At 68.1% G+C, this 26,668-nt stretch carries 26 protein-coding genes; 10 read left to right on the top strand and 16 right to left on the bottom strand.

Annotated elements, in window-relative coordinates:
* The first annotated feature begins 143 nt into the window (after positions 1 to 143).
* Both AC1DMQ_RS22485 and AC1DMQ_RS22480 read left to right on the top strand, forming a co-directional pair.
* The gene (locus AC1DMQ_RS22485; RefSeq protein ID WP_477035764.1) at positions 144 to 1,274 is read left to right on the top strand and encodes an aldose epimerase family protein; all 1,131 of its coding nucleotides are present in this window, start codon (positions 144 to 146) and stop codon (positions 1,272 to 1,274) included.
* A gap of 90 nt (positions 1,275 to 1,364) precedes the next feature.
* Entirely contained in the window at positions 1,365 to 2,048 is a 684-nt protein-coding gene (locus tag AC1DMQ_RS22480) for a phytanoyl-CoA dioxygenase family protein (RefSeq protein WP_477035763.1), read from the top strand.
* A 12-nt stretch (positions 2,049 to 2,060) separates the two neighbouring features.
* Here AC1DMQ_RS22480 and AC1DMQ_RS22475 read toward each other — a convergent pair whose 3' ends face one another.
* From AC1DMQ_RS22475 to AC1DMQ_RS22460, 4 genes are read right to left on the bottom strand one after another with little or no spacing between them, the layout of a single operon-like run.
* Positions 2,061 to 3,011, bottom strand: a complete 951-nt coding sequence (locus AC1DMQ_RS22475) for a helix-turn-helix domain-containing protein (protein WP_477035762.1) — start codon at positions 3,009 to 3,011, stop codon at positions 2,061 to 2,063.
* A gap of 10 nt (positions 3,012 to 3,021) precedes the next feature.
* Complete coding sequence (locus tag AC1DMQ_RS22470; protein WP_477035761.1) at positions 3,022 to 4,098, bottom strand: acetamidase/formamidase family protein; 1,077 nt, start codon at positions 4,096 to 4,098, stop codon at positions 3,022 to 3,024.
* 13 nt (positions 4,099 to 4,111) lie between these two features.
* On the bottom strand, positions 4,112 to 4,900 hold the full coding sequence (ygiD, locus tag AC1DMQ_RS22465) for a 4,5-DOPA-extradiol-dioxygenase (protein ID WP_477035760.1): 789 nt from the start codon (positions 4,898 to 4,900) through the stop codon (positions 4,112 to 4,114).
* Positions 4,897 to 6,111 carry an aromatic ring-hydroxylating oxygenase subunit alpha gene (locus AC1DMQ_RS22460; RefSeq protein ID WP_477035759.1) on the bottom strand — a complete coding sequence of 405 codons (1,215 nt, stop codon included), beginning with the start codon at positions 6,109 to 6,111 and terminating at the stop codon, positions 4,897 to 4,899. The genes ygiD and AC1DMQ_RS22460 overlap by 4 nt, the downstream gene beginning before the upstream one ends.
* 276 nt (positions 6,112 to 6,387) lie before the next feature.
* Here AC1DMQ_RS22460 and AC1DMQ_RS22455 point away from each other — a divergent pair, with 276 nt between their 5' ends.
* The 3 genes from AC1DMQ_RS22455 to AC1DMQ_RS22445 all read left to right on the top strand — a co-directional run bounded on the left by AC1DMQ_RS22455 (position 6,388) and on the right by AC1DMQ_RS22445 (position 8,717).
* Positions 6,388 to 7,245, top strand: coding sequence for a TauD/TfdA dioxygenase family protein (locus AC1DMQ_RS22455; protein WP_477035790.1), 858 nt, complete (start codon positions 6,388 to 6,390; stop codon positions 7,243 to 7,245).
* Positions 7,246 to 7,383: 138 nt separating this feature from the next.
* On the top strand, positions 7,384 to 8,235 hold the full coding sequence (locus AC1DMQ_RS22450; protein WP_477035758.1) for an oxidoreductase: 852 nt from the start codon (positions 7,384 to 7,386) through the stop codon (positions 8,233 to 8,235).
* The gene (locus AC1DMQ_RS22445; protein ID WP_477035757.1) at positions 8,232 to 8,717 is read left to right on the top strand and encodes a VOC family protein; all 486 of its coding nucleotides are present in this window, start codon (positions 8,232 to 8,234) and stop codon (positions 8,715 to 8,717) included. The genes AC1DMQ_RS22450 and AC1DMQ_RS22445 overlap by 4 nt, the downstream gene beginning before the upstream one ends.
* A gap of 145 nt (positions 8,718 to 8,862) precedes the next feature.
* On the opposite strand, the gene AC1DMQ_RS22440 is transcribed toward AC1DMQ_RS22445, so the two are convergent.
* From AC1DMQ_RS22440 to AC1DMQ_RS22400, 9 genes are all read right to left on the bottom strand, one after another.
* Positions 8,863 to 9,672 (bottom strand): NAD-dependent epimerase/dehydratase family protein, encoded by an 810-nt coding sequence (locus AC1DMQ_RS22440; protein ID WP_477035756.1) that lies wholly within the window; start codon positions 9,670 to 9,672, stop codon positions 8,863 to 8,865.
* A 2-nt stretch (positions 9,673 to 9,674) separates the two neighbouring features.
* Complete coding sequence (locus tag AC1DMQ_RS22435) at positions 9,675 to 10,487, bottom strand: TauD/TfdA dioxygenase family protein (RefSeq protein ID WP_477035755.1); 813 nt, start codon at positions 10,485 to 10,487, stop codon at positions 9,675 to 9,677.
* Positions 10,488 to 10,502: 15 nt separating this feature from the next.
* Positions 10,503 to 10,997: a flavin reductase family protein gene (locus AC1DMQ_RS22430; protein ID WP_477035754.1), complete on the bottom strand. Its 495-nt coding sequence runs from the start codon at positions 10,995 to 10,997 to the stop codon at positions 10,503 to 10,505.
* Position 10,998: 1 nt separating this feature from the next.
* Complete coding sequence (locus AC1DMQ_RS22425) at positions 10,999 to 12,384, bottom strand: zinc-binding metallopeptidase family protein (protein ID WP_477035753.1); 1,386 nt, start codon at positions 12,382 to 12,384, stop codon at positions 10,999 to 11,001.
* A gap of 2 nt (positions 12,385 to 12,386) precedes the next feature.
* Positions 12,387 to 13,013 (bottom strand): cysteine hydrolase family protein, encoded by a 627-nt coding sequence (locus AC1DMQ_RS22420; protein WP_477035752.1) that lies wholly within the window; start codon positions 13,011 to 13,013, stop codon positions 12,387 to 12,389.
* Positions 13,010 to 14,074, bottom strand: a complete 1,065-nt coding sequence (locus AC1DMQ_RS22415; protein WP_477035751.1) for an LLM class flavin-dependent oxidoreductase — start codon at positions 14,072 to 14,074, stop codon at positions 13,010 to 13,012. Before AC1DMQ_RS22415 ends, AC1DMQ_RS22420 begins: the two co-directional genes overlap by 4 nt.
* A gap of 13 nt (positions 14,075 to 14,087) precedes the next feature.
* The gene (locus tag AC1DMQ_RS22410; protein ID WP_477035750.1) at positions 14,088 to 15,386 is read right to left on the bottom strand and encodes an MFS transporter; all 1,299 of its coding nucleotides are present in this window, start codon (positions 15,384 to 15,386) and stop codon (positions 14,088 to 14,090) included.
* A gap of 61 nt (positions 15,387 to 15,447) precedes the next feature.
* Positions 15,448 to 17,922 (bottom strand): TonB-dependent siderophore receptor, encoded by a 2,475-nt coding sequence (locus tag AC1DMQ_RS22405; RefSeq protein ID WP_477035749.1) that lies wholly within the window; start codon positions 17,920 to 17,922, stop codon positions 15,448 to 15,450.
* Positions 17,923 to 18,186: 264 nt separating this feature from the next.
* Entirely contained in the window at positions 18,187 to 18,354 is a 168-nt protein-coding gene (locus AC1DMQ_RS22400) for a hypothetical protein (RefSeq protein ID WP_477035748.1), read from the bottom strand.
* A gap of 131 nt (positions 18,355 to 18,485) precedes the next feature.
* On the opposite strand from AC1DMQ_RS22400, the gene arsC reads away from it, so the two are divergent.
* The 3 genes from arsC (at position 18,486) to AC1DMQ_RS22385 (ending at position 20,374) form a co-directional block, all read left to right on the top strand.
* A complete protein-coding gene (arsC, locus tag AC1DMQ_RS22395) occupies positions 18,486 to 18,899 on the top strand; it encodes an arsenate reductase (glutaredoxin) (RefSeq protein WP_477035747.1) in 414 nt (137 codons plus the stop codon).
* Positions 18,900 to 19,037: 138 nt separating this feature from the next.
* Entirely contained in the window at positions 19,038 to 20,078 is a 1,041-nt protein-coding gene (locus AC1DMQ_RS22390) for a substrate-binding domain-containing protein (RefSeq protein WP_477035746.1), read from the top strand.
* 128 nt (positions 20,079 to 20,206) lie between these two features.
* Positions 20,207 to 20,374, top strand: coding sequence for a hypothetical protein (locus AC1DMQ_RS22385; RefSeq protein WP_477035745.1), 168 nt, complete (start codon positions 20,207 to 20,209; stop codon positions 20,372 to 20,374).
* On the opposite strand, the gene AC1DMQ_RS22380 is transcribed toward AC1DMQ_RS22385, so the two are convergent.
* The 3 genes from AC1DMQ_RS22380 to AC1DMQ_RS22370 form a co-directional block, all read right to left on the bottom strand.
* Positions 20,371 to 20,715: a hypothetical protein gene (locus tag AC1DMQ_RS22380; protein ID WP_477035744.1), complete on the bottom strand. Its 345-nt coding sequence runs from the start codon at positions 20,713 to 20,715 to the stop codon at positions 20,371 to 20,373. The two genes, AC1DMQ_RS22385 and AC1DMQ_RS22380, sit on opposite strands and share 4 nt — an antisense overlap.
* 28 nt (positions 20,716 to 20,743) lie before the next feature.
* Positions 20,744 to 21,424, bottom strand: a complete 681-nt coding sequence (gene mepK, locus AC1DMQ_RS22375) for a peptidoglycan L,D-endopeptidase MepK (RefSeq protein ID WP_477035743.1) — start codon at positions 21,422 to 21,424, stop codon at positions 20,744 to 20,746.
* A gap of 145 nt (positions 21,425 to 21,569) precedes the next feature.
* The gene (locus tag AC1DMQ_RS22370; RefSeq protein ID WP_477035742.1) at positions 21,570 to 22,982 is read right to left on the bottom strand and encodes a L,D-transpeptidase family protein; all 1,413 of its coding nucleotides are present in this window, start codon (positions 22,980 to 22,982) and stop codon (positions 21,570 to 21,572) included.
* A 316-nt stretch (positions 22,983 to 23,298) separates the two neighbouring features.
* Here AC1DMQ_RS22370 and AC1DMQ_RS22365 point away from each other — a divergent pair, with 316 nt between their 5' ends.
* Both AC1DMQ_RS22365 and AC1DMQ_RS22360 read left to right on the top strand, forming a co-directional pair.
* Positions 23,299 to 24,363 (top strand): glycosyltransferase family 4 protein, encoded by a 1,065-nt coding sequence (locus AC1DMQ_RS22365; RefSeq protein WP_477035741.1) that lies wholly within the window; start codon positions 23,299 to 23,301, stop codon positions 24,361 to 24,363.
* A gap of 123 nt (positions 24,364 to 24,486) precedes the next feature.
* Entirely contained in the window at positions 24,487 to 26,646 is a 2,160-nt protein-coding gene (locus AC1DMQ_RS22360; protein ID WP_477035740.1) for an amylo-alpha-1,6-glucosidase, read from the top strand.
* The last annotated feature ends 22 nt before the right edge of the window (positions 26,647 to 26,668 follow it).

The following is a 26,668-nucleotide window of genomic DNA, read 5'->3' as shown; positions in this document are numbered from 1 at the left end:
ACGACGCCCCAGGGCTGAAATCGGGAGGCCGTTTCCGATCCGCCGGAAGCGGTCTCTTGATCTCGTCCGCCGTTTGGCTGACACCGGTTTCCATAACGGCTCGACCAAGTGATCTTGGGAAGGGCGATCTTGGGATGGAAGCCATGGCTGTCACAGCGAACACGACCGTCGCCCTGCTCCTGGCCGCCGGCCTGCTGTCCGCCAGCCCCGCCCTCGCCGCCACCGCGACCCGCGCGCCCTACGGGGTCACTGCCGGCGGCGCGGCGGTCGAGGTCTTCACGCTGAAGAACGACCACGGCATGACCGTGAAGGTGCTGTCCTACGGCGGCGTGATCACCCAGGTCGACGTTCCCGACCGCAAGGGCGAGATCAAGAACGTCGCCCTGGAGCTGGCCGACCTGAAGACCTACGAGGCCCGGGCCAATTTCAGCTCGCTGCTGGGCCGCTACGCCAACCGGATCTCGAACGGCGGCTTCTCGATCGACGGCGTCCGCTACGACCTGCCCAGCGGCGCCGAAGGCGTATCCTCGCACGGCGGCCCCACGGGCTTTTCCACGCGGCTGTGGATCGGCACGCCGTTCCAGCGCCACGGCGAGGCGGGCGTGACCCTGGCCTACACCGCCGTCGACGGCGAAGGCGGCTATCCGGGCGCCCTGAAGGTCGCGGTGACCTACACGGTCACCAGGAAGAACGCCCTGCGCATCGACTATCGCGCCACCACCGACAAGCCGACGGTGATCAACCTCAGCCACCACGTCTATTTCAACCTGGCGGGCGGCGGGAACGTCTACGACCAGACCGCCCAGGTGCTGGCCCGGAGCTACACCCCGATCAACGCCCGCAAGCTGGCGACCGGCGAGATCGCGCCCGTGGCCGGCACCGCCCTGGACCTGCGCAAGCCGGCCCGCCTGGGCGACCGGGTCACGGCCGACGATCCGCAGATCAAGTTCGCCAACGGCTTCGACCACAACTTCGTCGTAGACGGCGGCGGGCGCGGCAAGCTGGTCCCGGCCGTCCGCGTCGCCGACCCCGCCAGCGGCCGCACCCTGGAGGTCGCCACCACCCAGCCGGGGGTCCAGTTGTTCACCGCCAACAGCTTCAATGGAACCCTCAAGACGCCCGACGGGCGAGGGCTGGAAAGAGGCGCGGGCATGGCGATCGAGACCCAGCACTTCGCCGACAGCCCCAACCACCCCAACTTCCCCTCGACCGTGCTGCGGCCGGGCCGGACGTTCAAGCAGACGACGGAGTTCCGGTTCGGGGTCTCCAAATAATCCGCTCATCCCGGCGAATGCCGGGTTGAGCGGATGAAAGGGGGCGCTATTTCCACTTCAAAAGCGACCGCTGGTTGCTAGGCTCACCCCATGAGCGACCTCCTGACGCCCACCAAGGTCGACCCGCTGGAGGCCGAGCAAGCCGCCGCCCTGGACCGCGACGGCTATCTCCTGCTTCGGAGCGCCGTGCCCGAGGCATGGCGCGAGGCCCTGCGCGACGCCTTCGAGGCGGGCGTTGGAAGCGGCGACCAATGGGCCGCGCCTCGAGGCCACGGCTGGCGCCACGCCCTGGTGGACCTGGAGTCCACTGTGCAGCGGACCTGCCGCCTGCCCACCCTGCTGGCGGCGGCGGGCCAGTTGATCGGCGGCCCCTTCTTCCTCGCCAAGGTCGAGGGCCGCGAACCGATGCCGGGCGGCGGCCGCCAACCCCTGCATCGCGACGGCGTGGGCCTGGACGCCGTCGCCGCCCTGGTCTTCCTCGACCCCTACGGGCCGGACAACGGCGCCACCCGCGTGGTTCCGCGTCCTCTCGATCCGGGGGATTCGGACGACGAGCCTGACGAGACCCTGTCCCTGATCCTGGCCGGCGAGGCGGGCGACATCCTGGTGTTCGACGCCGACCTGCTGCACGGGGCGACCCTCAACCGCTCCGGCGCGCGGCGACGGTCGCTGCTGGTGAGCTTCATGCCGGAGCGCAATCGGGCCGACGAGGACGCCTGCCGCGCCATCCGCGACGTGCGCATGGACACCAGCGAGATGTTCGTCCCCGGCTGAGAGGCCTAGAGCCTAGGCCGCCGCCCCTTGCCGGAACTCCCGTGGCGACACGCCGTACTGGTCGCGGAACGCCCGGCTGAAGTGGGCCGAGCCGTTGAAGCCCCAGCGGAAGCAGATCTCCGAGATCGACAGCCGCGCGTGCTGCGGGCTGGCCAGGTCGGTGCGGCAGCGCTCCAACCGACGGGTGCGCAGGTAGTGGCTGAAGGTCTCGTCGGCGCTGGCGAACAGCTTCTGGACGTAGCGGGGCGAGACCCCCTCCTCGTCGGCCACCCGGCGCAGCGACAGGTCCGGATCGGGCAGCAGGGTCTCGATGGTCTGGCACAGGCGCTGGAGGTGGGCGGTGGGCGCGCCGGCTCCCGCGCCCAGCACGTCGGTCGCCGCCCCGCCCTCGACCAGGCAGATGGCCAGGAACTCGGTCAGGGCCAGCTCGACGGGCCGGAGTTGGTCGACGGTCAGGTCCTCCAGCCCCTCGGCCGTGGCCCGCAGCAGGCCGGACAGGATGTGGGCCACGCCCGTGCTGGCCTGCAGTCGTCCGACCCGCAGGCTGACCGGCGTGATCAACCGGTGGTCCAGGGCCACGCGCGGGGCGCGGACGAACATCAGCCGGCAGCGGGTCTCCAGCCGCAGGGCGGCGGCCTGGCCGGTGGGGCCGTAGGCGATGTCGCCGGGCGTCAGCTCGTCGGCCAGCTCGTCGGTGACCAGGGTGGCCTCGCCGCTCAGCAGCACCGCCAACCACACCGCCGCCGGCTGGCCCGACAGCCGACCGGAGATCGCCTGGGCTCCGGCCTCGACCAGGGCGAACTCGATGCCCAGCGGCGAGGTCAGGCAGACCACCGAAGCCGAGGCCGGCTCGGCGTCGGACAGGCCCTCGATCGGCAGGCCCAGCCGGCTCATCGCCTCGCGCCAGGCCTCCGCCCGTTCGGCGCGGGGATGGCTGTCGGTGCTGAACGACCAGGCCTTCATCGGAGGGCTCCTATCCCTTCATCTTGGGAAAGATGTCGCGCGGGATGCGCACGTGGCAGCCCTGCTTGCCGTCGACCACCTGGGTGACCCCGAAGTCCGAAGCCACGCTCATCAGCGAATAGGCGTCGTTCTTGGACAGGCCGACGTGATCGCTGAGCAGGGTCAGCATGTTCAGCGAGGCGTCCCGCATGGCGACGTTCAGGTCCTCGTCGAAGCCGTGGACGATCCACCACTTGGGGGTCTCCAGCAGCGGTCCGGGCGAGACGAAGTCCTTGCGCAGCACGATCTGCATCAGGACGTTCAGCGAACTCTCGATGGCCGTGCCCGAKATCTCGCCGTCGCCCTGGCTGACGTGCGGGTCGCCGATCGAGAACAGCCCGCCCTCGACCTGCACGGGGTAGTACATCGTCGCCCCCGCCCCGATCCGCCAGTTGTCGATATTGCCGCCGTGGGCGCCGGGCGGGATGGTGCTGACCCGGCCGTCGACGGCGGGCGCCACCCCGGCCGTGCCCAGGTGCGGACGGGCCGCGACACGCACCCCGCCCAAGGCCGGCTGGCGGTCGCATTCGGGGCAGTTGGTGATGGTCCCCGGGATCAGGTACTTGCCCTCGAAATCGTAGGCGTAGAGGGCGCTGGCGGTGTTGGTGTTCTGATCCAGCTCGTAGATCGTCACCCGCTCCTTCTCGCCGAACTCCTTGTAGAGATAGCCCCAGTTGGCCGCGAGGTTGGAGCCGTAGTTGTTGCGCGGGACCATGCGCAGGTAGCGCACCTCCAGCACGTCGCCGGGCTTGGCGTCCTCGACATAGATCGGGCCGGTCATGATGTGGACGCCGGGATTGCGGTCGTCCTCGGGGATCTCGGTGAAGATGCGGGTGACCGCCTCGTCCATCATCAGGTCCGGGGCGTCGCCGGCGTGGTGGGTGATCGCCTCGGCGCTGACGAGGTCGCCGCTCTTGATGCGCAGGGCCGGTCTGATGGACGGATCGAAGTAGCCCCAGTGCACGGTCTTGGGCGTGGCGAGCAGCGTGTGCAGGGCGCCGGGCATCACGTCGGGACGGGTCTGGCCGGGTTCGCAGATGAAGGGCATCGGTCTTCGATCCTCAGGCGGCGGCGAGCGTGAACGAGGTCATGCTCAGCGAGCCGTGCTCGATGTGGTCGGGGGCGAAGCTGGCCACGTCGCCCGGCAGGCGCGCGCCCAGCACGTAGAGCAGCGGCCAGTAGTGGTCGGGGGTCGGCACCGACTTGGCGGCGTCCTGGCCCTGCGAGGCGAAGTTCACGGCCCGCTCGGGCGCGTCGTCGAGGACGGCCTGCTTGATGTAGTCGTTGAAACGCTGCGACCAGTCATAGGGCGCGCAGTGGCGCTCGCCCCAGTTCATGGCCGGCAGGTTGTGGACGATGTTGCCAGTGCCGACGATCAGCACGCCCTCGTCCCGCAGCGGGACCAAGCGCTTGGCCAGCTCGAAGTGCCATTCCGGCGGCTTGGTGGCGTCCATGGAAAGCTGGACCACCGGCACGTCGGCGTCCGGGTAGGCCTTGCTCAGCACCGACCAGGTCCCGTGGTCCAGGCCCCAGGCCTGCTGGTCCAGCGTCACCGGCTGGGGCGCCAGGAGCTCCTTCACCCGCGCCGCCAACTCGGGCGAACCAGGGGCCGGATACTGCACGTCGAACAGCGCCTGCGGGAACGAGGCCCCGAAGTCGTGGATGGTCCGCGGGGCGGTCATGGCGGTGACGCTTACCCCTTGCGTCAGCCAGTGGGCCGAGACGCAGAGGATGGCCTTGGGCTTGCCGAACGCCTCGCCCATCGCCTTCCAGGTCTTGGTGGTGTCGTTGGTCTCCAGGGCGATCATCGGGCTGCCGTGACCGAAGAAGACGACGGGCATCCGGCTCATGCGGCGGCTCCTTTGCTCATGGCCGCCCAGGCCTTCTGGTAGCGGGGGGTGAGCCAGCGGTTGAACTGCACCTGCGCCCCCTCCTGCCAGGAGTAGCGGCCGCGCACCGCGAACCGCGAGCGCAGGCCCACCTGGACCAGTTCGTCGACATGCATGTCCTGGGCGATGATCTTGCCCGCCGAGGTCATGATCATCTCCAGCCGCTCGTCGAAGCCGGGGGTCTCGGTGGCGCCGGGCGCGACCAGGATGCCGGTGTCCTGCTCCATGGTTTCGGGACCCGTGGGCCGCAGGATCAGGTAGATGACCATGTCGCTGGTCATCACCAGCGACAGCGTGGGCGGGATGTTGGCGAAGGTGGCGCGGTTGCGGTCCACGTCGGTCAGCTTGGGGAAGATCGGCAGGACCGCCTTCTGGGTCGGGTTGAAGCTGACGTCCGGATGGGTGGTGCCGTTGTAGCGCAGGAAGCCGGCGTCGCCCTCGGCGGCTTCCGGAAAGCTGCACAGCTCGCTGGGAATGAAGTCGTGCAGCGGGCCGCGATGCAGCTTGTTGGCGTGGTAGCCGTCGTTGTTGTTCTCGAACATCACCTTCCAGTTCCAGGCGAACTGGCCGGTCATCGGCGGGGTCAGGCCCTCGGCGTTCGACAGGTCGTAGTTGGCGATCGCGTCCTCGACGGCCGTCAAGCGCGGGGCCAGGGGCCGCGCGTCGGCGTCGAAATTGATGAAGATGAAGCCCAGCCAGACCTCGACCTTGAAGGTCGGCAACTTGATGGCCTTCTTGTTGAAGTCGCAGGTGCGCTCCATGGCGGGCGCGTTCACCAGGTCGCCGTTCAGCGAATAGACCCAGTGGTGATAGGGGCAGACGAAGCCGCGGGTGTTGCCCCGCCCCTCGGCCACCAGCATGGCGCGGTGCTGGCACACGGCCGACATCGCCTTGATCTCGTCGGAGCGATTGCGGGTCACGATGATCGGCTCGCCGATGATCGTGGTGGTGAAGTAGTCGCCCTGCTCCTTCACCCAGTCCGTGCGGCCCACGCACAGCCATTCGTGATTGAACAGCGCCTCCTTCTCGAAGTCGTAGAAGGCCGCGTCGGTGTAGCAGGCGGGCGGCAGGGTCTCGGCCGCGTCGACGTCGAGCATCGAGCGCGACAGGCCGTCGAAGAAGGCGTCATTCAGGTGAGAGCTTGGCAGATGGGATGCGGGCGTGAGGCCCATGGCGCATGCGCTCCTTCGAGAGATCGATACGAAGGCTAGGCGCGGCGCGCCCACCGGTCTTGCACCAGCGCGCACGATAACTTGGCCGTCGCCCGATGCGCGGGCGGTGTCGCCGGGTTCTCGGGCGGAAATGAGCAAAAGACGCGCAAGCTTGCGGCGCCGGGCGACTTTGCAGGACGCGCACGCAAAGCGGTCGGGCGCGTACAGGCAAGACGCGCCTTAAGAGCGGGCTTAGGTTCAGTTCCAGACAGCTTCCAAAGGACCGCGCCCGTGGACATGACGCTCGCCGACGACCTGACGATCTCGGAACTGAAGCCTGGCTTCGGGGCCCGGATCCACGACATCGACCTGCCGTCCGCCTCGGACGCCGAGATCGACAAGGTGGTGTCCGCCTTCCATCGCCACGGCGCGATCGTCGTGCCGGGCCAGGACATGACGCCGGACAACCTGATGCGCTTCATCGGCCGGTTCGGCGATCCCGAGGATCACACCCAGACCCGCTTCACCCTGCCCGGCTATCCGAAGATCTTCATCCTCAGCAACCGGGTCGTGGACGGCAAGCCGATCGGCGCCCACAACGACGGCGTCGGCTGGCACACCGACTACAGCTACAAGCCCGAGCCGGTGATGCTGACCATGCTCTATGCGGTGGAAGTGCCCGACGAGGGCTCCGACACCCTGCTGGCCGACGGCTGCGCCGCCTGGAACGCCCTGTCGCCGGAAAAGCAGGCCGAGCTGCTGCCGCTGAGCCTGCACCACAGCTACAAGCACTTCATGGCCACCCGCCAGTTCGGCCAGCAGCAGAACCTGTCGCCCGAGCTGGAAGCCGCCAATCCCGACGTCGAGCACCCGTTGATCCGCACCCACCCGGCCGACGGCCGCAAGGCGCTGTGGCCCTCGACCGGCACGGTGACCGAGGTGATCGGCAAGCCCGGTCCCGAAGGCCTGGCCCTGATCGACGAACTGGTCGAGTTCATGACCAGTGAGCCGTTCGTCTACCGCCACAAGTGGGCCAAGGGCGACCTGCTGATGTGGGACAATCGCTGCACCCTGCACACCGGCACGCTGTACGACGACACCAAGTACTTCCGGACCATGCACCGGCTGTGGGTGAAGGGCGACAAGCCTTACTAGTTCACAAGGATTGTCATCCCGGACGAGCGCGCAGCGCGAAGATCCGGGACCGACGCCTGAGCGCCGAGCTTCCGGCGGTCCCGGATCTGCGCTTCGCCTGTCCGGGATGACAAAGTTAGTGACGAGTTGGAACGACACATGACCAAGACCTGGCTGATCACCGGCGTGTCCGGCGGGCTCGGGCGCGAGATCGCCCTGGCGGCCCTGGCGCGCGGCGACCTCGTGTTCGGCACGGTGCGCAAGACGGCCGACGCCGACGCCTTCGAGCTGCTGGGCGGCCACGCCCTTGTGCTGGACGTCACCGACGAGGCGGCCGTGAAGGAAGGCGTGTTCCAAGCCGAGGCGGTGGCCGGCCGGATCGACATCCTGGTCAACAACGCCGGCTACGGCCTGGTCGGGGCGGTGGAGGAAGCCTCGCTCGACGAGGTCCGCGCCCAGTTCGAGACCAACCTCATTGGCCCGTTGGCCATGCTGAAGGCGGTGCTGCCGGCCATGCGCGCCCGCCGCGCCGGGCGGATCATCAACGTCACCTCGGTCTCGGGCCTGGCGGTCTGGGCCGGCACCGGCGTCTACTGCGCCAGCAAGTGGGCGCTGGAGGGCCTGACCCAGACCCTGGCCGCCGAGGTCGCCGAGCTGGGGATCAAGGTGACCAACGTCGCGCCGGGCGGCCTGCGCACCAGCTTCTCCACCGGCTCCAAGGCCATCGTCGCCTCGAAGATCGCCGACTATGACGGCCTCGCCCGCGACGCCGAGCGGATCATGGCCGACCACGCCGGCCACGAGCCGGGCGACCCGGTCAAGGCCGCCCAGGCCATCCTGACCATCGCCGACGCGGAGGCCCCGCCCCTGCACCTGCTGCTGGGCGAGGACGCGCTGAAATACGCCGGCTACGCCGCCGCCGGCCTGGCCGCCGACATCGACGCCTGGAAAGACCTCACCCTGTCGATCGGCTTCGCCGACGGCCCCTTCGCCCTGACGGACGCAAAATGACCAACACGCTGATCTTCGTCGACCTGGCCTCGGAAGACCCGGACGCCGCCGGCAACTTCTACGCCGAGGTGTTCGGCTGGGAGAACGACGCCCGGCCCAAGGGCGAGTACCACCGCATGGTGCCCGGCGGCTTCTTCAAGAAGCCCGACGGGACCGACAGCGAGATCGGCAACCTGCACCTGGGGATCTTCAAGGCCGCCAACGCCCGCCCCCACCCCGAGCCGGCCGGCGTCGAACCGCGCGGCCTGTCGACCGAGGGTCGCAAGCCCCGGATCTGGGTGCTGATCAGCGACGACGACAGCGCCGACCGTATCCTGGGCACGGCCGTGAAGCTGGGCGCCGAGCTGCTGTGGCGCGACCACTACTGGGCCGAGTTCAACGGCTACAACCACGCCTTCCGCGACCCGTGGGGGAACGAGATCGTGCTGTGGGGCAAGGCGGGAGCGAACCCGGAAGTGCCAGCCAGCTTCACCCGAGAGTAGGTTCACACCCACTTGCCCCCACCTGGCGACTACGTCGCCTGTCCGCCCCCATAGGGGGCGGAGGACGCGCGATCTAGCCTCCGCCCCCTCGCCGCGACAGACCGCGAAGCGGTCAGGTGGGGGCAAGTCAGTGTGTGTTCCGTCCCTAAGATTTTCCCACGAACCCCTTCGCGCAGTACCAGCCGCCCTGGAACGGCGCGGCGACCGAGTCCTCCGGCGGCCCCGCCAGCACCTCCCCGGCCCAATCCTCGGCGTTATCCTTCGGCGCGTAGCCCAGGAACGCCACGTCCGAATTATCCCAGAAACTCCGCGTGTTGGCCGAGACTCCGTACACGGTCGCATAGCCGAAATCGGGGGCCTCGATCCCGCAGCGCACCAGCTCGACCATGTCGCGCGGGCTGATCCAGACCGCCAGCTGCCGAACGTCCGACGGCCGGTCGCGATAGGCGCCGATCCGCAAGGACAGCACCTGCAGGCCGAACTTGTCGGCGTACATCCGGCCCATCGCCTCGCCGAACACCTTGCTGACGCCGTAGTAGCTGTCGGGACGCGGGACCAACGTCTCCACCGTCGGCGTGTCGCGGCGATGGAAGCCGGCGGCGTGGTGTGATGAGGCGAACAGCACGCGCCTCACCCCCGCCAGCCGCGCCGCCTCGAACAGGTTGTGGACGCCGATGATGTTGGCCGGAAGCACCTGGTCCCAGGCGTTGGCCTCGGGCTCAACCGGCACCCCGGCCATGTGGACGACGGTGTCGATCCCGGCCATGGCGGCGATCAGCGACGGGATATTGAGCAGGTCGGCATGGACGATCTCCTCGCCCGGCCCCGCCGGCGGCAGCGGCGCGATGTCGGCCAGCCGCATGAGGCCGTAGCGGTCGGCCAGGCCTTGGCGGATCGCCGAGCCGATGCCGCCGGCGGCGCCGAGCAGGAGGACGCGGCGGTCGCGCGGCGGCATGATCAGAACGGCTTGTCGCCCGCCACCGTCACCCGGTAGCCCGTGCGCGTGTCCGGGAAATAGTCCCAGATCGCCTGGTGCCAGGTGCAGCGGTTGTCCCAGAAGGCCACCGAGTTCTTCTTCCAGCGGAAGCGCACCTGGAAGTCCGGGTTCTGGGCGTGCTGGTAGAGGAAGTTCAGGATCGCCGCGCTCTCGGCCTTCGAGACGCCCATGATCCGGCTCGTGTAGGACGGATTGACGAACAGGCTCTTCCTGCCGCTGACCGGATGGGTGCGGACGATCGGGTGGACCGAGCAATTGTACTTGCGGTCGATGTCCGGGAAGATCGCCTTGTACACCGGATTGGCGTCGTGCTCGGCCGACAGCCCCTCCAGATAGGCCTTCATCTTGTCCGACAGGGTCTCGTAGGCCGCGTACATGCTGGCGAAGCAGGTGTCGCCGCCGTCGTCGGGCAGGACCTTCATGTAGAGGATGCTGCCCAGCGGCGGCTCGGGATCGCAGGTCAGGTCCGAGTGCCAGTTCTCGCCGGCCACGAACTTGGAATTGGCGTCGGCGTGGATGGCCACGATCTCCGGGTGCTCGGGCAGGCCCGGCACACCCGAGTGGATGGCCAGGTTCCCGAACTTGCGGCCGAACTCCTTGTGGGCGTCGTGGGTCATCTCCTGGTCGCGGAAGAAGATCACCTGGTACTGTGTCAGGGCCTGGTGGACTTCCTCGAACTGACGGTTCGTCAAAGGCTTACCCAGGTCGACACCGAAGATCTCCGCGCCGATCCGGCGGGTCATCGGCTTCACGTCGAGTACGTCGTAGGTCATGTGAAACCGCTCCCCCTAAGCGTTGAGAAAGCCGCCGCGCACGTAGACGAGCGGGCTCTTGGTTTCGTCGACCACGACGCGCAGGACGCGGCCGACCAGGATTTCGTGATCGCCGCCGTCATGGGCGGCGTGCAGGTCGCATTCCACCGAGGCGACGGCGCCGGCCAGCAGCGGATGGCCGCAGACGCCGGACTCCACCGCGGTCAGGGCGAAGCGGTCGTCGGCCCCGCTCTTGGCGAAGCGATAGGCCAGGTCGCCCTGGTCGCCGGCCAGGATGTTGACGCAGAAGCTCTTGGCCTGGCCCAGCGCCGCCAGGGTGCGGCTGTCGCGCTTGAGGCAGACCATGACCAGCGGCGGGTCCATCGACACCGAGCTGAAGGCGCTGACCGTGGTGCCGACCAGGCGGCCGTCGTGACAGACGGTGACCACGGTCACCCCGGCCGCGAAGCTGCCCATGGCCTTGCGGAAGTCGTGCGGCTCGGGCGCGAGCTCCCTTACAGCTGCCGCCATCTCACTCGTTCCCGAACGGGTTGTCGGGATAGACCGCCGAGGCCGGGCGCTTGGCGCTCTCGTCGGGGCTGGCCCTACCGCAGACCGCCAAGGCGGTTAGGGCGTAGACCAGGGCGCTGTCGACCAGGTCCTGCGGGGTCGGCCGCCAGCGGCGGAAGCCGGTGGTGATGGCCGGGATGCGGTGCATGTTGAACACGTTCTGGTCGCGCCACATGCTGGAATAGACCGGGTTGGCCAAGGCCACGGGATGACCCAGGCTGAGCTTGGTGGCGTCGTCGACGGCGGCGACCAGCGGGGCCACCTCGCGGGCGTCGGCCTCGAAACCGTGGCGCACGACCACCGGCTCGATGTCGATCCGGCCCAGGCCGTTCTCGCGCACCATGGCCTCCAGCGAATGCTGGACCTCGGCCACCTTCTGCTTCGGGGTCAGTCCCACCTCGAGATAGAGGTTCACCAGCTCGGTGCCCGCGCCGAAGGCGAACGGGATGCCGCCGCGGATCGAGCCGATCTGCGACTTGGGCTGGGCCACGCCGCCGACGCTCTCGTAGCGATTGGCCTTCTCGTATTCACCGCTCCAGGCGTGGATGGCGTCGGTCAGCTTGCCGATCTTGTAGATCGGATTGGGGTGCTTGGACGCCGTCTCCGGATGCTCCAGCAGCGGGGTGAACACCCCCTCGCCCCACACCTGGAAGCGGAACACCGCATAGCCGCAGCCCACCCAGGTCAGGCCGAAGTCGCAGCCCTCGGCGGCGATGGCGTAGTCGGGCGCGACCCCGCCGTGGTGGAACAGGTAGTGGGCTCCGATGTCCTTGCCCATGTAGGCGACCCCGCGGTGCTCCTCGATCGGCTCCGGGCCGATCTCGCCGGGACAGGCGGTCAGGTACATCTTGCCGGCCAACTCATAGCCGGCCTTCTTCAGCGCCTTGGCGGCGATCATGAAGCAGCTCATCGGGCCGCGATCGTTGGCGATCGGGTAGCCGTACAGCTTGCCGTCCTCAAGCCAGCACTTCTCCCATTCGGGATTGGCCATGGTCTCGGGGCCGTACTTGTAGGCGTCCAGGTCCGGGTTCCAGGTCGGCGCCTCGGTGTCGAGGTGGGCGGTGAACAGCAGGTTCTTGCCGACACCCTTGCCGCCGTGCGTGCCGATGATGTTCGGACGCTCGGGCGTCGCCCCGACCTTGCGCGGTGAGAAGCCCTCGCGCGCCATCCAGTCGTAGACGTAGTTGGCGACCTCCAGCTCCTTGCCCGACGGGGCGGGAATGTTGCCCAGGGTCAGGGCCAGCTCGACGATCTCGTCCTGGCTGATGGCGGCGGCGATGGCCGCGCGGTCCTCGTCGGTGACGTGGTACGGAGCCGAGGCTCCCATGGGCGGAAATCCGTCGGCCATACTCAGGCAGCCCCTTTCCAGGCGTCGGCGATCGCGGCCGTATCGGTCAGGATCGCGCTGTTCAGCTCCATCACCTTCAGCGACGCGGCATGGACGTCCGCCTCGTAGGCGGCGCAGGCGTCGGCGGCGACGAACACGTGGTAGTCCAGGTCGAAGGCGTCGCGGACGGTGCTGTCGACGCAGCACTCGGTCGTCAGTCCGGCCACCACCAGGGTGTCGACGCCCATCTTGGTCAGCTGGATGTCGAGATCGGTGCCGACGAACCCGCTGTAACGGGTCTTGGGCACCACCAGCTCGCCCGACAGCGGCTTGGGACCGTAGAACTCCGAACCCACCTGCCCGGCCCGGCACAGGGCCGCGTCGACGTCGGGGTCGCCGCCGCGCCGGCGCATGCGCTCGTTCCAGGCGGCGGAGTCGGTCTCGGGCGTGGTCGCCAGGCCGACGAACACCACCGGCACGCCGGCCGCGCGGGCGTCTGCGACCAGCTTTTCAGCGGCGGCCAGGGCGGGCTCGACCACGCTCATGTCGATGAACGCGCCCAGCGCCCCGTCCGGCGAGGCGAAGTCGACCTGCATGTCGATCACCAGCACCGCCGTCCGCTCCGGCTTGATCCAGTCGACCAGGCTCACGAATAGACCGCCCGCAGGCCCGGCAGGATGTCCGCGCCGAACATGGTCAGGCCCTCGACATAGTCGGGGAAGATCAGCATCAGCCCGTCCAGCTCGCAGTAGGTGACGAACTCCTCGATCTGCTCGGCGCAGGTGGACGGCGAGCCGACGACGGTATGCGTCATGAACGCGCCCTGCTGCTTGGCGACGGTGTCCAGCTTCTCGGCCGGCACGCCCCAGCTGGCCAGCATGGCCAGGATCGCGCCCATGTCGGCGCCATCCTTGTAGTGCTCGACCATGGCCGCGGCCTTGGCGTCGGTGTCGCCATGGACGACCGTGCACATGGCGTAGGTCTTGATCGACTTGCCCATGCTCTCGGCCACCTTCTTGGCGCGCAGCGAGGCGTCGCGACGCTCGTCGGGGGTGCGCCCGCCGATGAAGCAGACGTCGGCCTCGCGCACCGAGAACTGGAAGCCGCGGTCGGACATGCCGGCGCAGACGATCTCGGGACGCGGCTTGGCCAGCGGCTTGGGCTTGGACTGGCAGTCCTTCATCGTGAAGAACTTGCCGTCGAAATCGACGCTGTCCTCAGCCCACAGGCGCTTGACGATCGTCGTCCATTCCTCGGTCAGGGCGTAGCGGTCGTCGTGGGACAGGCTGTCGTCCCAGGCGCCCATCTGGTCGAACTCGCCCTTGTAGGCGCCGGCCACGATGTTCAGGCCCGCCCGGCCGCCGCTGATATGATCCAGCGTCGAGATCATCTTGGCGGCCACGGCCGGGTTCTGCAGCAGCGGATGGATGGTGGCCCAGATGCGGACGTTCTTGGTGGCCTCGGCGATGCCGGCCATCATCGTGACGGACTCCAGGGCCGTGCCCCAGTGGTCGGTCTCGCCGCCGAAGCCGCGGAACTTGCCCATAGACATCACGAAGTCCATGCCGACCTGGTCGGCGGTGACCGCCGCGGCCTTGTTCTGCTGGTAGAGGCCGTCGAGGACGGGCGTGGTCTTGGAGATGATCCAGCCGCCGTTGGCGACGGGCAGGAACACCCCGAAGTCCTTGTGCTTGGATGGGCTGTGGAACATGGCGGCTCCTCCTCTACGCGGCGTCTTGAAGCATACTGGGGACCGGTTCGGCGACCGGCTCGACGTGGATGGCCTTGCGCGGCGGCCGCATGAACAGCGCCGCGATGAAGATTACGCCGATCACGGCGGCGAACACCTGGAAAGTCGGGGCGAAGCCGCCGAGGCGGTCGCGCATCACGCCGCCGATCACCGGGCCGAGCGCCGAGACCGCGCCCACCAGGCAGACCAGCGAGAAGATCTCCAGGTTGTTCTTGCGGCCATAGTAGTTGAGCAGAAGGATGCTGATCGCCAGCACCGTCATGCCGAACCCGACGCCGACGCCGACGGAAAACAGCATCATCAGCGGCCAGGTCGTGGCGTGGGTCAGGGCAAGCAGGCCGACGGCCATCATCCCCTGGGCTCCGGCCAGCAGCCAGCGCGGGTCGATCCGGTCGCCGACCAGCCCGCCGCCCATCCGGGCCACCACCTGCATCAGGCTTTCGAAGCTGATGACGCTGACCGCCACGGCCGAGACCACGCCCAGCTCGCTGAAGTGGGTCGGGGCCAGGCTGACCGCTGTGACGCCGCCCAGCAGGTGGGCGAAATAGGCCGCCAGGATCACCCAGAACTGCGGGGTGGCCACGGCCTCCTTCACGGTCCAGTCGGTGGTGGTCCGATAGACCTTGGCGTTGACCGGCGCGGTCTGGGCCTCTTCGGCCACGGCCTTGTCGGTCTCGACGGCGGCGGCGGCCAGCCAGGCGCGGCCGCCGACCAGGGCCGCGCACAGGGCGCCGACCACGACGGACGCGACGGCCTGGGCCGCCCAGTAGGGCCGCCAGGCGCCGCCCGCCATCTGCATGCCGGCCAGGGCGATCCAGGGTCCGGCGACCCCGCCAAGCGAGCCGATCGTGAAATAGATCCCGAACGGCAGGGCCCGCTTCTTGAACAGCATCGACAGCACGTGGGTGCCGGGGATCAGGGCCATCATCTGGTAGCCCACGCCCAGCAGGGCCGTGCCCACCAGATAGACCGGCAGCCCACGGGCGACGGTCAGGCAGGAAAAGCCCGCCACCATCACCGCCGAGCCAGCGACGATCGTCAGCCGCACGCCCAGCTTGCGGATCAGGATGGCCGGCAGCCACGACGAGCCGCCGCAGAACGCGCCCAGCAGGGTGAAGCCCAGGAACGCGGGACCGAAGCCCCAGCCCAGTTCCTTGATCATCGCCGGCAGGACGATCCCCAGCGACGAGAAGGTCGAAGCGGTAATCAGGAACAGCAGCAGGCTCAGCGCGCCGAGCAGCAGCCAGGATCTCCACGGGATCGTCGACGACATGGGGGCCTCCATGTTTAAGCGAAATCCCGCGCTCCGTTCCCGGAGCGCGGGACGGTGGGAACTAGAACTTGCGCGACAGGGTCACGCGCCACTCGCGGCCCTTGCTGGGCAGCGCGCCGAGGTTGGCGTAGCTGTCGGCGTCGGGCGTGAAGTAGAGCTTGTCGAACAGGTTATCGATGTTGGCGGTCACCGTGTACGGCCCGTACTCGTAGTAGGCCGAGGCGTTGGCGACGTAGTAGGCCGGGTAGGTCACCGCGTTCTGCACGGTGCCCGCAGTCTTGGTCACGTGGGTGACGCCCACCGTGCCGCCGACCTTGCCCCAGGTGTAGTCGTCGCTGGTGTAGGCGCCGTACAGGCTGACCACCGATTTCGGGATCAGGGTGTAGTCGTAGTCGCCCGCGCGGCCCGGCAGGCTGTTGAACGCCCAGACCACATAGGTGCCGCCGAACGCCTGCGGGCCCGGGACGCCGGCGGTGTAGGCCGGGATGTACTGGAACGAGGTGTCCGGGCCCTTGACCGTGGTGTGCTGGCTGTTGCCCGAGAAGGTGAAGCTGAAGTTCTCGCTGGCCAGCCAGCGGACTTCCAGCTCCACGCCCTTGGCGCGGGTGCCGGTCGGAGTGCCGGTGATGCCGGTCAGCTGGGTGCGGTTCTGGCGGTAGCCGGCCAGCGAGCCGACCAGCGTGCCCTTCAGCCACTGGAACTTCACCCCGGCCTCGGCCAGGTCGCTGTCCGACAGCCAGGCGTCGCTGGCGTCGGCCACCAGGCTGGCGGCCACGTCGCCGGCCTGGCTCATTTCAAGCGCCGAGGCCTTGGCGTAGGTGATGTAGGGCATCAGCCCGCCCGGAACCTTGTAGGTGGCGCTGGCGGTGTAGGTGAACTTGTCCTTGCCCGCCTTCTGCTCGCCCGCGACCTGGTAGCTGAGCACGCCGGTGTCGTGCGACTTGACGTCGTAGTCGTCCCAGCGGCCGCCCAGCATCAGGTTCAGCTTCTCGGCGATCATGACGTCGGTCATGAAGAACACGCCCTTCTGCCGCCAGTCGGACTTGTTGTCGTTTTCCCAAGCGAGCCCGAGCACCCCAGCGCCCGTCTCGGTCGAGAACGGGCTGTCGATGATGTCGGTGGGCGTGGCGCCGAAGCTGATGTCGCGGCGGTCCAGGGCGATCACGCCGCTGTTGTAGCTCTCGCGCCGGCGGCCCGAGAAGTCGCGGTACGAGGCGCCGATGAACGACTTGGCCGTGACCGCGCCGTCCGCGAACGTGTTGGCGAAGTCGTAGGTGACGCGACCTTCCCAGACCGAGCTGTCGAACCAGGCCGGATAGCCGTACGAGACGAAGCGCTTGTTCTCCTGGTCGTCGTAGAAGAACTGGGCCTTGATATTGCTGTCGGGCGACAGGGCTTTGGCCAGGTCGAAATAGAAGGTGTTGGTGTCGGTCTCCGAGAAGTCTGCCGGGCTGATATAGACCGTGCGCGGCGACAGCTTGGTCGTGCCGACGCCGGCGTCCAGGATGTGGGCGGCGTTGGTGTTGTAGAAGCCGTAGTACGGGATGTAGAGCGGGTTGAACGCCGGGTCGTAGTAGTACGGGTTGGCGTTGTTGCCGCTGATCTCGTTCAGCGTCATGCGGCCGTTGCCGTCGCTGTCGACCAGGGTCGTGTCGCGGCCGGTGGTGTAGGTCCCGTTGTCGATCAGGCTCTGGGTCAGGCGGTTCCAGCCGGGCGTCTGCACGTCGCCGTCCGAGTGGTACTTCATGCCGCCGATCGCGGTGGTCCAGCCGTTGCCCAGGTCGAAGTCGGCCGAGATCTCGCCGGTCTGGCGACGCGGATAGATGCCCTTGTAGAAGCTGTGGCTGTCCTCGACCTCGCCGTAGGCGTAGACGCCGCCGGTCACCGGACCAATGTTCACCGGCAGGCCGAGCTGGGCGGTGGCGTTCTTGCGGTTATAGGAGCCGTAGGTGGCGGTGACCTCGCCGGTCGGCTCGCTGAGATAGCCGCCCTCGTTCTTGCCCGACTTCGGAATGAAGTTGAGCATGCCGCCCACCTTGCCCGAGCCGTAGATCGGGGTCGGCGGACCGCGCACGATCTGGATCTGATCGGCCGCGCCGATCGGGGTGGAATAGGTGCCGCGGTTCTCGATGCGCTTGAAGCCGCGGAAGTAGTTCTCGGCCAGGGTGCCGCGAATGTTCAGCGCGCCGGGCACGCCGTAGAAGCTGGCGGTGTAGGTGCCGGGCGAGACGGCGGTCAGCCCGTCGATGGTCTCGATGCCGTAGCGCTGCAGGGTGGTGTCGCTGACGAAGCTAGCCGAGCGCGGCGTCTCCAGCAGCGGCTTGTCGATGCCGAACACCGTGTTGTTGGGTCGGGTCTCGATCAGACCCGCCTTGTCGCGCGCCTTGACCACGATCTCGTCGACGGCGGTCGAAGCGTCGGCCGGATCGGCTGCCGGCGTATCGGCGGCGAAGGCGTGACCAGGCGACGCGGCGACGGACAGAGCGAGCAGAACAGCGACGGAAGATCCCGCCATCAAAAGCCGTTGGTTCGACATGACGTCCTCGTTCGAGGCCGTCGCGCCCATCACCCGCGGTGATTATCCCCAGGACGACGCCTCTTGAGAACCAGCATCACCCAGCCGCCGCCGGTCGGTGGGATCGACATCTGACATTTTGAACGAAATGTCGTCGCCGCTCGCTTCTTGCTCAGTCGAGGGGCCGTTTCGCACGGCGAAGGTCAAGAAACTTGATCCACCGCGCACAAGGAGCCGCCAAAAGCGTTGCGGCTTGACCCAGCGTATCGGCCGGACGCTCGCGGATCAGCGACGGTTGGTGTCGATCCAGACGACGTCGCCGCGATCCTGGTCATGGAGCCAGGACACGGTCCGGGCGCTGCTCCAGGCGGCGGTGATCAGGCCGCAGCCGATGACGGACAGGAAGGCGAGGCCGCGGAGCGTGGCGAAAGCGGACATGGGAAAAGCGGACATGGGAACAACACCTCTCGCCGCCCTGATGCCCGATCATGCGTTGCGGCTTGGTTGACTTGCCCCCGGATCGGGCGCGACCGTCTGACGCGCCCGCCCTTTACATCCCCCGTGGCGACTGGTTCACCCGCGCCATGACCGACTTTCCCATCACCATCTTCCACAATCCCAAGTGCGGCGCCTCGCGCAACGTACTGGCCATGATCCGGGCGGCCGGATACGAGCCCTCGGTGGTCGAGTATCTGAAGACCCCCTGGAACCGGCAGCAACTGGCCGAGCTGATGGCCCAGGGCGGCGCGCGGCCGCACGAATGGCTGCGGGTGAAGGGCACGCCGGCGCAGGCGCTGGGCCTGACCGCGCCCGACGTCTCGGACGACGCGATCCTGGACGCCATGGTCGCCGAGCCGATCCTGGTCGAGCGCCCGATCGTGGTCAGCCCCAAGGGCGTGCGGCTGTGCCGGCCCTCGGAGCGGGTGTTCGACCTGCTGGAGGTCGTTCCGGAAAGCTTCACCAAGGAAGACGGCGAGGTCGTCCGCCCGCGCGGCTAGGGTTTCAGGGGTCAAGGGATCGTCCGTGAACGGACGCTGTCGCAAATCTGTCGCCAAACTGTGACAAATGACGTCGGCATAGGACGTACCTTTCATTCGTCCCCTCCTTATCGCCCCCTCGAAAGTAGGAATGCCACCATGAAGACCCTGCTCGGAGCCGCCGCCGCGCTCGGCCTGCTGGCCGGCGCGTCCAGCGCCCACGCCGCCCGCGACTATGTCTGGGCCGCCGGTTCGTCGACCGTGTTCCCCTTCTCCACCCGCACCGCCGAGAACTTCGCCAAGAAGACCGGCAAGAAGGCCCCCAAGGTCGAGAGCCTGGGCACCGGCGGCGGCATCAAGATGTTCTGCGGCGGCATGGGCGAGAAGTTCCCCGACATCGCCAACGCCTCGCGCCCGATGAAGAAGTCCGAGTTCGAGGCCTGCAAGGCCAAGGGCGTCAACAACATCGTCGAGCTGAAGATCGGCTTCGACGGCATCGTCGTGGCCATGGACAAGTCCGCGCCCGACTACAATTTCAAGGTCGAGCACCTGTTCCTGGGCCTGGGCCAGACCGTGCTGCGCGGCGGCCAGTTCGTGGCCAACCCGTACAAGACCTGGAAGGACGTCGGCGCCGGCCTGCCGGCCAACCGCATCCTGGTCTACGGCCCGCCGCCCACCTCGGGCACCCGCGACGCCTTCGTCGAGCTGGCCATCGAGGGCGGCGCCAAGAAGTTCCCGACCGCCAAGTCGCTGTCGGAAAGCGACGAGAAGGCCTTCAAGGCCAAGGTCGATCCGCTGCGCACCGACGGCGGCTGGGTCGACGCCGGCGAGAACGACAACGCCATCATCGGCACCATCGAGAAGACCCCGGGCGCCCTGGGCGTGTTCGGCTACAGCTTCCTCGAAGAGAACGGCAACCGCATCAAGGGCGCCAGCGTCAACGGCGTGAAGCCCAACGCCCAGTCGATCGCCAGCGGCCAGTACCCGCTGTCGCGCTCGCTCTACATCTACGTCAAGAAGGACCAGGTCGGGGTGACCCCGGGCCTGAAGGAATTCGTCGCCGAGTTCGTGTCCGACGCGGCCACCGGCCGGGGCGGCTACCTGCAGGGCCGGGGCCTGATCCCCCTGCCCCCGGCCCAGCACGAGTCCATGAAGGCCGCCGCCGGCAAGCTGACGCCGATGGCCGCGCCGAAGTCGTAAGATATCGCGCTGGAATGAGAAAAGGCCCCGGAGCGATCCGGGGCCTTTTTGCATTCAGGTGCAAGCGCACGGAGCTTGACCCATCGGCGTCATGAGCGCTCGATAGGCGTCAGCGAACGGAGGACGCCATGCGGAAAGACCCGATCGAAGAGCGCCTGCAGGACCTGGAACGCCTTGTCCTCAAGCAGGCCGAACGCATCGACGCGCTGGAGGACGCCCTGGCGCTCATGCAGCGCGCGGCGCGGCGGGACCTCCTGGCCAAGATCAAGGAAACCTCGGAGACGAAGGCCGCCTAGTTCGTCGGCTGCTCGGACGGCGCCCGCGAGGTCATGCCGGCGGCGGCGGCGTCATCGGCCATCTGGGCGTCGACGGTCGGCTGGGCCGCGGCGGGGGCCGGGACAGTGGCGACCGGCGGGGGCGTTTCGGGCTTGGGCGCCGTGGCCACGGGGGTCGGACGGGCGGCCGCGCTGGCCGCGTCGTCGGCGGCCGTGCGGATCTCGGCCGGACCTTCTTCGTAGCCGCCGTCGAAGTTCATGGAGGACGCCATCAGCAGCACGCCGGCGGTGGCGATGGCTCCAACCAGAGCCCCCAGGAGGATCCATCCGAACGGGTTGCTCTTGCGTTCGGCCTTGGCCATCCGGGCTTTCCTCTGATCTGCGGCCCTCTTAGGAGCCGACCCAACGCCGGACGGGTCCGACGTCGAGGTGGACGAAATTGCTGACGGGGTAATAACCCACGCCGCCGCGCTTGAGATCCAGGGCCGCGGCCCTCAATCGATCCAGCGCGACATCCTCCAGATAGACATCCATAGCCTTGCCGTCCATGTGCAGGCTGCGTTTGGCGACCTGACCGCTGCGTTCGTGCAACATGGCGTTGGTCTTGGGCGAGCGATAACCAGAGATCACCTGGAAGTGCGACTTGGAGCCGGTCTTCTGGGACAGGGTCGAAAGGGTGTCGAACAGCTCCGGATGCATCGAATAGACGTCGCCGGTGCGATAGTCGCGTAGCACCTTGTCCAGGGCCTGGACGGCGTCGGGCACGTACTCGCCCTTGTCGAAATAGACCGCTTCCAGTTTTTCCTGGGTGTGGATGTTGTGCAGCTTCAGCCAGCGGGGAGCGTGCGAGGCGGAACGGGTCGCCGCGACCGGCGTTGCTATCGGGGCGGCGGCGACGGCCGGAAGCGCGTCGTCGGCCATGCCCTCGGGCAGCTCCGACTGTCGCTGGAGCAGATCGGCGATGGGATCGGAGATCCCCAGCTTGGATTGGGCGAAGGCGGCCATCGGCCCGATCGCGCTCGCGCCGAGCACGCCAAGGCCAAGCCCCAACAGCTTGCGTCGTTCGATCATTTTACGCTTCCCCGGACTGACCTCGCGAGACGCCGGAAGGCTGGGCCGCCGCACTTGGCGACCCTCACACGAGCACTAAAGACGCTTGAGTCTTTCCAAACTGGAAAGGCCCATGCCGGGAAGAGGCCTCACGTGGACCCGGGGGTCAAGCGGAGCCAGGGGCTCCTGCGGCGATACGCTGCACCAGCACCTTGTCCCACCCATAAGGGTCGTCGCGGAAGTTCATCTGCCCGTCTGGGGTCATGTAGGCGGTCCAGTAGAGCAGAAATACGGCGATTGGTTGAGCTAGCTGGGCCCGCACCGTCTTGCCCGCGGCGATGGTCGCGTCGACCACGTCCGGCTGCCAGTCGGGGCTGGAGGCCAGCAGTTGCTTGGCCAGCGGGATCGGCTTTTCCAGGCGCACGCAGCCGTGGCTGGCCAGGCGGCTGAAGCTCGCGAATTTCGAGCGGCTGGGCGTGTCGTGCAGATAGACGCCGTACGGATTGTCGAAGTCGAACTTCACCAGGCCCAGGGCGGCCTTGGGTCCGGCCTTCTGCTGCAGGCGCGAGGTCCCCTCGCCGGTCGAGATGACGATGAAGTCGTTGCGCGCCAGATAGCCGGGATTGGCCCGCTCCTTGGGCCACAACTCCTTGCTGGCGATCGACGAGGGCACGTTCCACGGCGGATTGAGCACGATCGAGTGGATCGTCGACTGCAGCATCGGCGTCTCGTCGCCCGGACGGCCGGTCACCGCCCGCATGGTCAGGTTCGGGGCGTCGTCGTGGAAGACGCTCATCACCGCGGCGGCGATGTTGACCTGGATGCGGTCGGCCGGCAGCTGCTGGGGCAGCCAGCGCCAGCGCTCCATGTTGGCCAGGATCTGATCGATCCGGCGTTCGACGGGCACGTTCAGGGCCGCCAGGGTCGCCGGGCCCAGGCTGGCGTCGGGATTGAGGCCGAAGCGCTTCTGGGCGCGCATCAGGGCCTGCTGCAGGGCCTCGTCGAACACCGGGGCCTTGTCGACGGCCACCGTGGCGTCCTCGACCGCCAGGCGGACCTCCAGCGCGGCGATGCGCGGATCGCCGGCCGCGCCCGGCTTCAGCGCCTCGGTCCCCGCCGGGATGGACTTCCAGCCGCCGGCCGCGGCGATCTCGCGATAGGTCGCCAGGCCCTTACGAAGGGTTTGGTAGCCGGTATAGGGCGGCGGCAGGCTGTCCAGCCACGGGCCGAGGCGATCCTGGGCGGCCGCCTGCACGAAGTCGGGACCCGGATCGTAGGGCAAGGGGCGCAGGCCCCAGTCGTTGAGGAAGGCGTCCGGCGCCAGGCGTCCGGTGCGCACGGCCCGGGCGTAGCGCAGGGTCAGGTCGATCAACTGGGCCTGAGCGCCCTGGCGGGTCAGGGCGTCGCGGGCGCTGAGCAACGGCAGGAAGGCGTCCGGCGCGAAGGCGGTCGGCTCGAAGCCGTGGGTGTAGGCCTGGCCCAGGGTCTTGATCAGCAGATCGACCTGGTCGGCCCGCAGGACCACGCTGGTCGGCGGCGGCGGGAGCGGCTGTTGCGGCGCCCGCTGCGGGGCCTTCACCAGGGGCGGATTTTGGATCTGCGCTACGGCCGAAGAAAGCGAGAACAGGGAAAGCGCGCCGCCAAGCAGTGCGTCACGTTTGGTCCAGGACTTGATCACAGTCGAAAGGTCTCGCCGTACGCTCGCACGCGGCCAGTCCGCGCACTCTCAAATGGCCGTCGCGATCCATGCGCGTCAACGCTCGTATCGTGGAAGGCGAACGGTTCAGATCGCTTATGGTTCTTTATTTCCGATGCGGAACCTTAACGCCACACTGGCGGTTTGATCGGGGGTCAGGACGCGCCGTCGCGCCCTTCCAGCGTCAGGATTTTCGTCGATGAGGATCGCCCAGGTTCCGCCCCTGTACGAAGCTGTCCCCCCACGCTTTTACGGTGGGACCGAACGGGTTGTCGCCCACCTTACCGACGCCCTGGTCGACCTGGGGCACGACGTCACCCTGTTCGCCTCGGGCGACGCCCGCACCAAGGCCGAGCTGGTCGTCGTGCGCGACCAGGCGATCCGCCTGGATCCCGCCCTGCTGAAGTCGGACCTGGCCGCCCACATGGCGATGCTGTCCGAGGTTCGCCGCCAGGCCCACCGCTTCGACGTGATCCACTTCCACACCGACATGATCCACTTCCCGATGTTCGAGGACATGGCGGCCAAGACCCTGACAACCCTGCACGGGCGGCTGGACCTGAAGGACCTGCCCGGCGTCTATCGCCGCTGGCCGCAATATCCCCTGGTTTCGATCTCCGACGACCAGCGCCAGCCCCTGCCCTTCGCCAACTGGGCCGGCACGGTGCTGCACGGCATGGCCGAGGAGATCTATGATTTCCGCGAAAAATCCGAGGGTTACCTGGCCTTCCTCGGCCGGATCTCGCCCGAGAAGGGCCCCGATCGCGCCATCGCCATCGCCAAGCGCCTGGGCAAGAAACTGAAGATCGCCGCCAAGATCGACGCCGCCGACCGCGCCTATTTCCACGACGAGGTCGAGCACCTGATGGACCATCCGCTGATCGAGTTCGTCGGCGAGATCGGCGACCATCAGAAGTCCGACTTCCTGGGCGGCGCCGAGGCCCTGCTGTTCCCCATCGCCTGGCCCGAGCCGTTCGGGCTGGTGATGATCGAGGCCATGGCCTGCGGCACGCCGGTGATCGCCTACAACTGCGGCTCGGTGCCCGAGGTGATCGAGGACGGCCTGACCGGCTTCATCGTCCACGACGAGGACAGCGCCGTCGCGGCGGCCCAGCGCCTGGGCGAGATCAACCGTTTCGAGGTCCGCCGCCGGTTCGAGACCCGCTTCTCGGCCACAGCCATGGCCCGCCGGTACCTGGACCTCTATGATCGCCTGGAAGAAGCGTCCGCGCCGCCGCGTCTGACGCTGGCCCAAAGCGCCTGACCCTGACTTCGCGCGGTCGCCGCGTCGCAGACACGATCAGGTTTTAGGAATCTGGAACCCGCCCGCCGCACCTACGCGGCGCGGCGGGTTTTCGAGGGACCTCAGCGCAAGGGGCCAAAAGATATGGACGATCTCACACCGGGCCCAACGCCAAGCGGCGCCGTCGAACAGGGCGAGACGGGCGAACCGCGCGTCCCCTACCGGCTGTTCGCGCTGAAGGACAAGGACACCTTCCTGGTGGCCGACGCCTTCGGCGACGTGCTGGGCGCGGCCGACGGCCTGTTCCACGACGACACCCGCTTGCTGTCCAAGCTGCGCCTGCTGCTGGGCAATCGCTCGCCGGCCCTGCTGAGCGCGGCGGTGTCGCAGGACAACGTGTTCTTCACCTCGCACTCGACCAACGAACCGCTGCCCGCCCTGGGCGGCGCGGCCGCGCCGCACGGCGCGATACATGTCGAGCGCAAGCGGTTCCTGTGGGACCAGCGGCTCTACGAGCGCCTGCGCTTCGTCAACTACAGCCGCGACATGGTCATCCTGCCGGTCAGCCTGGAATACGACGCCGACTTCCACGACATGTTCGAGGTGCGCGGCTCCAAGCGTCCGGCCAGGGGCCGCGTGCTGCCGGCCGAGATGAACGGCCGCTCGGTGACCTACGCTTATGACGGGCTGGACGGCGTGCGGCGCACCAGCATCATCTCGTTCTCCGAGCCGCCGGGACGCCTGGGTCCGCAACGGGCCGACTTCATGTTCATGCTGACGCCGGAGACCCACTTCGATCTCTACATCGAGGTTGGCGTCGATCACGCCCATCCGCCGACGCGCGAGCGCTGGCGGGCGGCGGCGGCGCGGGCCCGGATCGACATGCGCAAGCGGCGGCGTCACGGGGCGCGGCTGCACAGCTCGGGCCGGCTGTTCAACGACTGGCTTGAGAAGTCGCGGGCGGACCTGGCCCTGCTGACCACCCAGTTCGCCACCGGCCCCTACCCCTATGCCGGCATCCCCTGGTTCTCTACCCCGTTCGGGCGCGACGCGATCATCACCGCCTGGCAGGTGCTGTGGATCGAGCCCGGCCTGGCCAAGGGCGTGCTGGGCTATCTGGCCGAGCACCAGGCCGAGGAGGTCAGCGCCTTCCGCGACAGCGCGCCCGGCAAGATCATGCACGAGACCCGCAAGGGCGAGATGACCGCCTTGGGCGAGCTGCCGTTCGGCCGCTACTACGGCGGGGTCGACACCACGCCGCTGTTCGTGGCCTTGGCCTGCGCCTACGCCGAGCGCACGGGGGATCTGGAGTTCATCGACGGCCTGTGGGAGCCGCTGCTGGCGGCGATCGCCTGGATCGAGCATTTCGGCGACAGCGACGGCGACGGCCTGATCGACTACGCCCGGGGCCTGGACTCCGGCTTGTCGAACCAGAACTGGAAGGACAGCGAGGACAGCGTCTTCCACGAGGACGGCAAGTTCCCGGACGGGCCGATCGCCGTGGTCGAGGTCCAGGGCTACGCCTTCGCCGCCTTCAAGGGCATGGCGGACCTGGCTCAGCGGCGCGGCGATCCCGACAACGCCGAACGCTGGCGAGCCAAGGCCGAGCATCTGCGCCAGCAGGTCGAGACCAAGTTCTGGATGGAGGACAAGGGTTTCTACGCCATGGCCGTCGACGGCCACGGCAAGCCCTGTCGCGTTCGCGGCTCCAATCCCGGTCACCTGCTGTTCTGCGGCCTGCCCTCGCCCGCCCGGGCCAAGAAGGTGGCCGACGCCCTGCTGTCGGCGGCGTTCCACAACGGTTTCGGCGTGCGGACCCTGGCCCAGGGCGAGCCGCGCTTCAATCCGATGAGCTACCACAACGGCTCGGTCTGGCCGCACGACACCGCCATCTGCGCCATGGGCCTGGCCCGCTACGGCCACCGCGACGGGGTGGTCGAGATGACCTCGGGCCTGTTCGAGACCGCCGCCCACTACGAGATGCGCCTGCCCGAACTGTTCTGCGGATTCCCGCGCCAGCCGGGCGAGCCGCCGGTGGCCTATCCGGTGGCCTGCCTGCCCCAGGCCTGGGCGGCCGGCTCGGCCTTCATGATGCTGCAGGCGTGCCTGGGCATCACCATCGACGGCTGGAAGGGCGAGGTGCACCTGAGCGATCCGCGCCTGCCGATCGGCATCGACCACCTGCAGGTCGACGGCCTGAGGATCGGTACGGCCGTCACCGACATCACCTTCGAACATGTCGGCGCCCACGTCGCGGCCCACACCAGCAAGCAGTCGCCGGTGCCCATCCTGATCAGGCGGTGACCTCTCTCTCGTTCCGCTCATC

It is taken from the genome of Caulobacter sp. 05L422 (genome assembly GCF_056397765.1).
The sequence above is the reverse complement of the archived record's forward strand: the minus strand, read 5'-3'. Positions and strand labels throughout refer to the sequence as shown.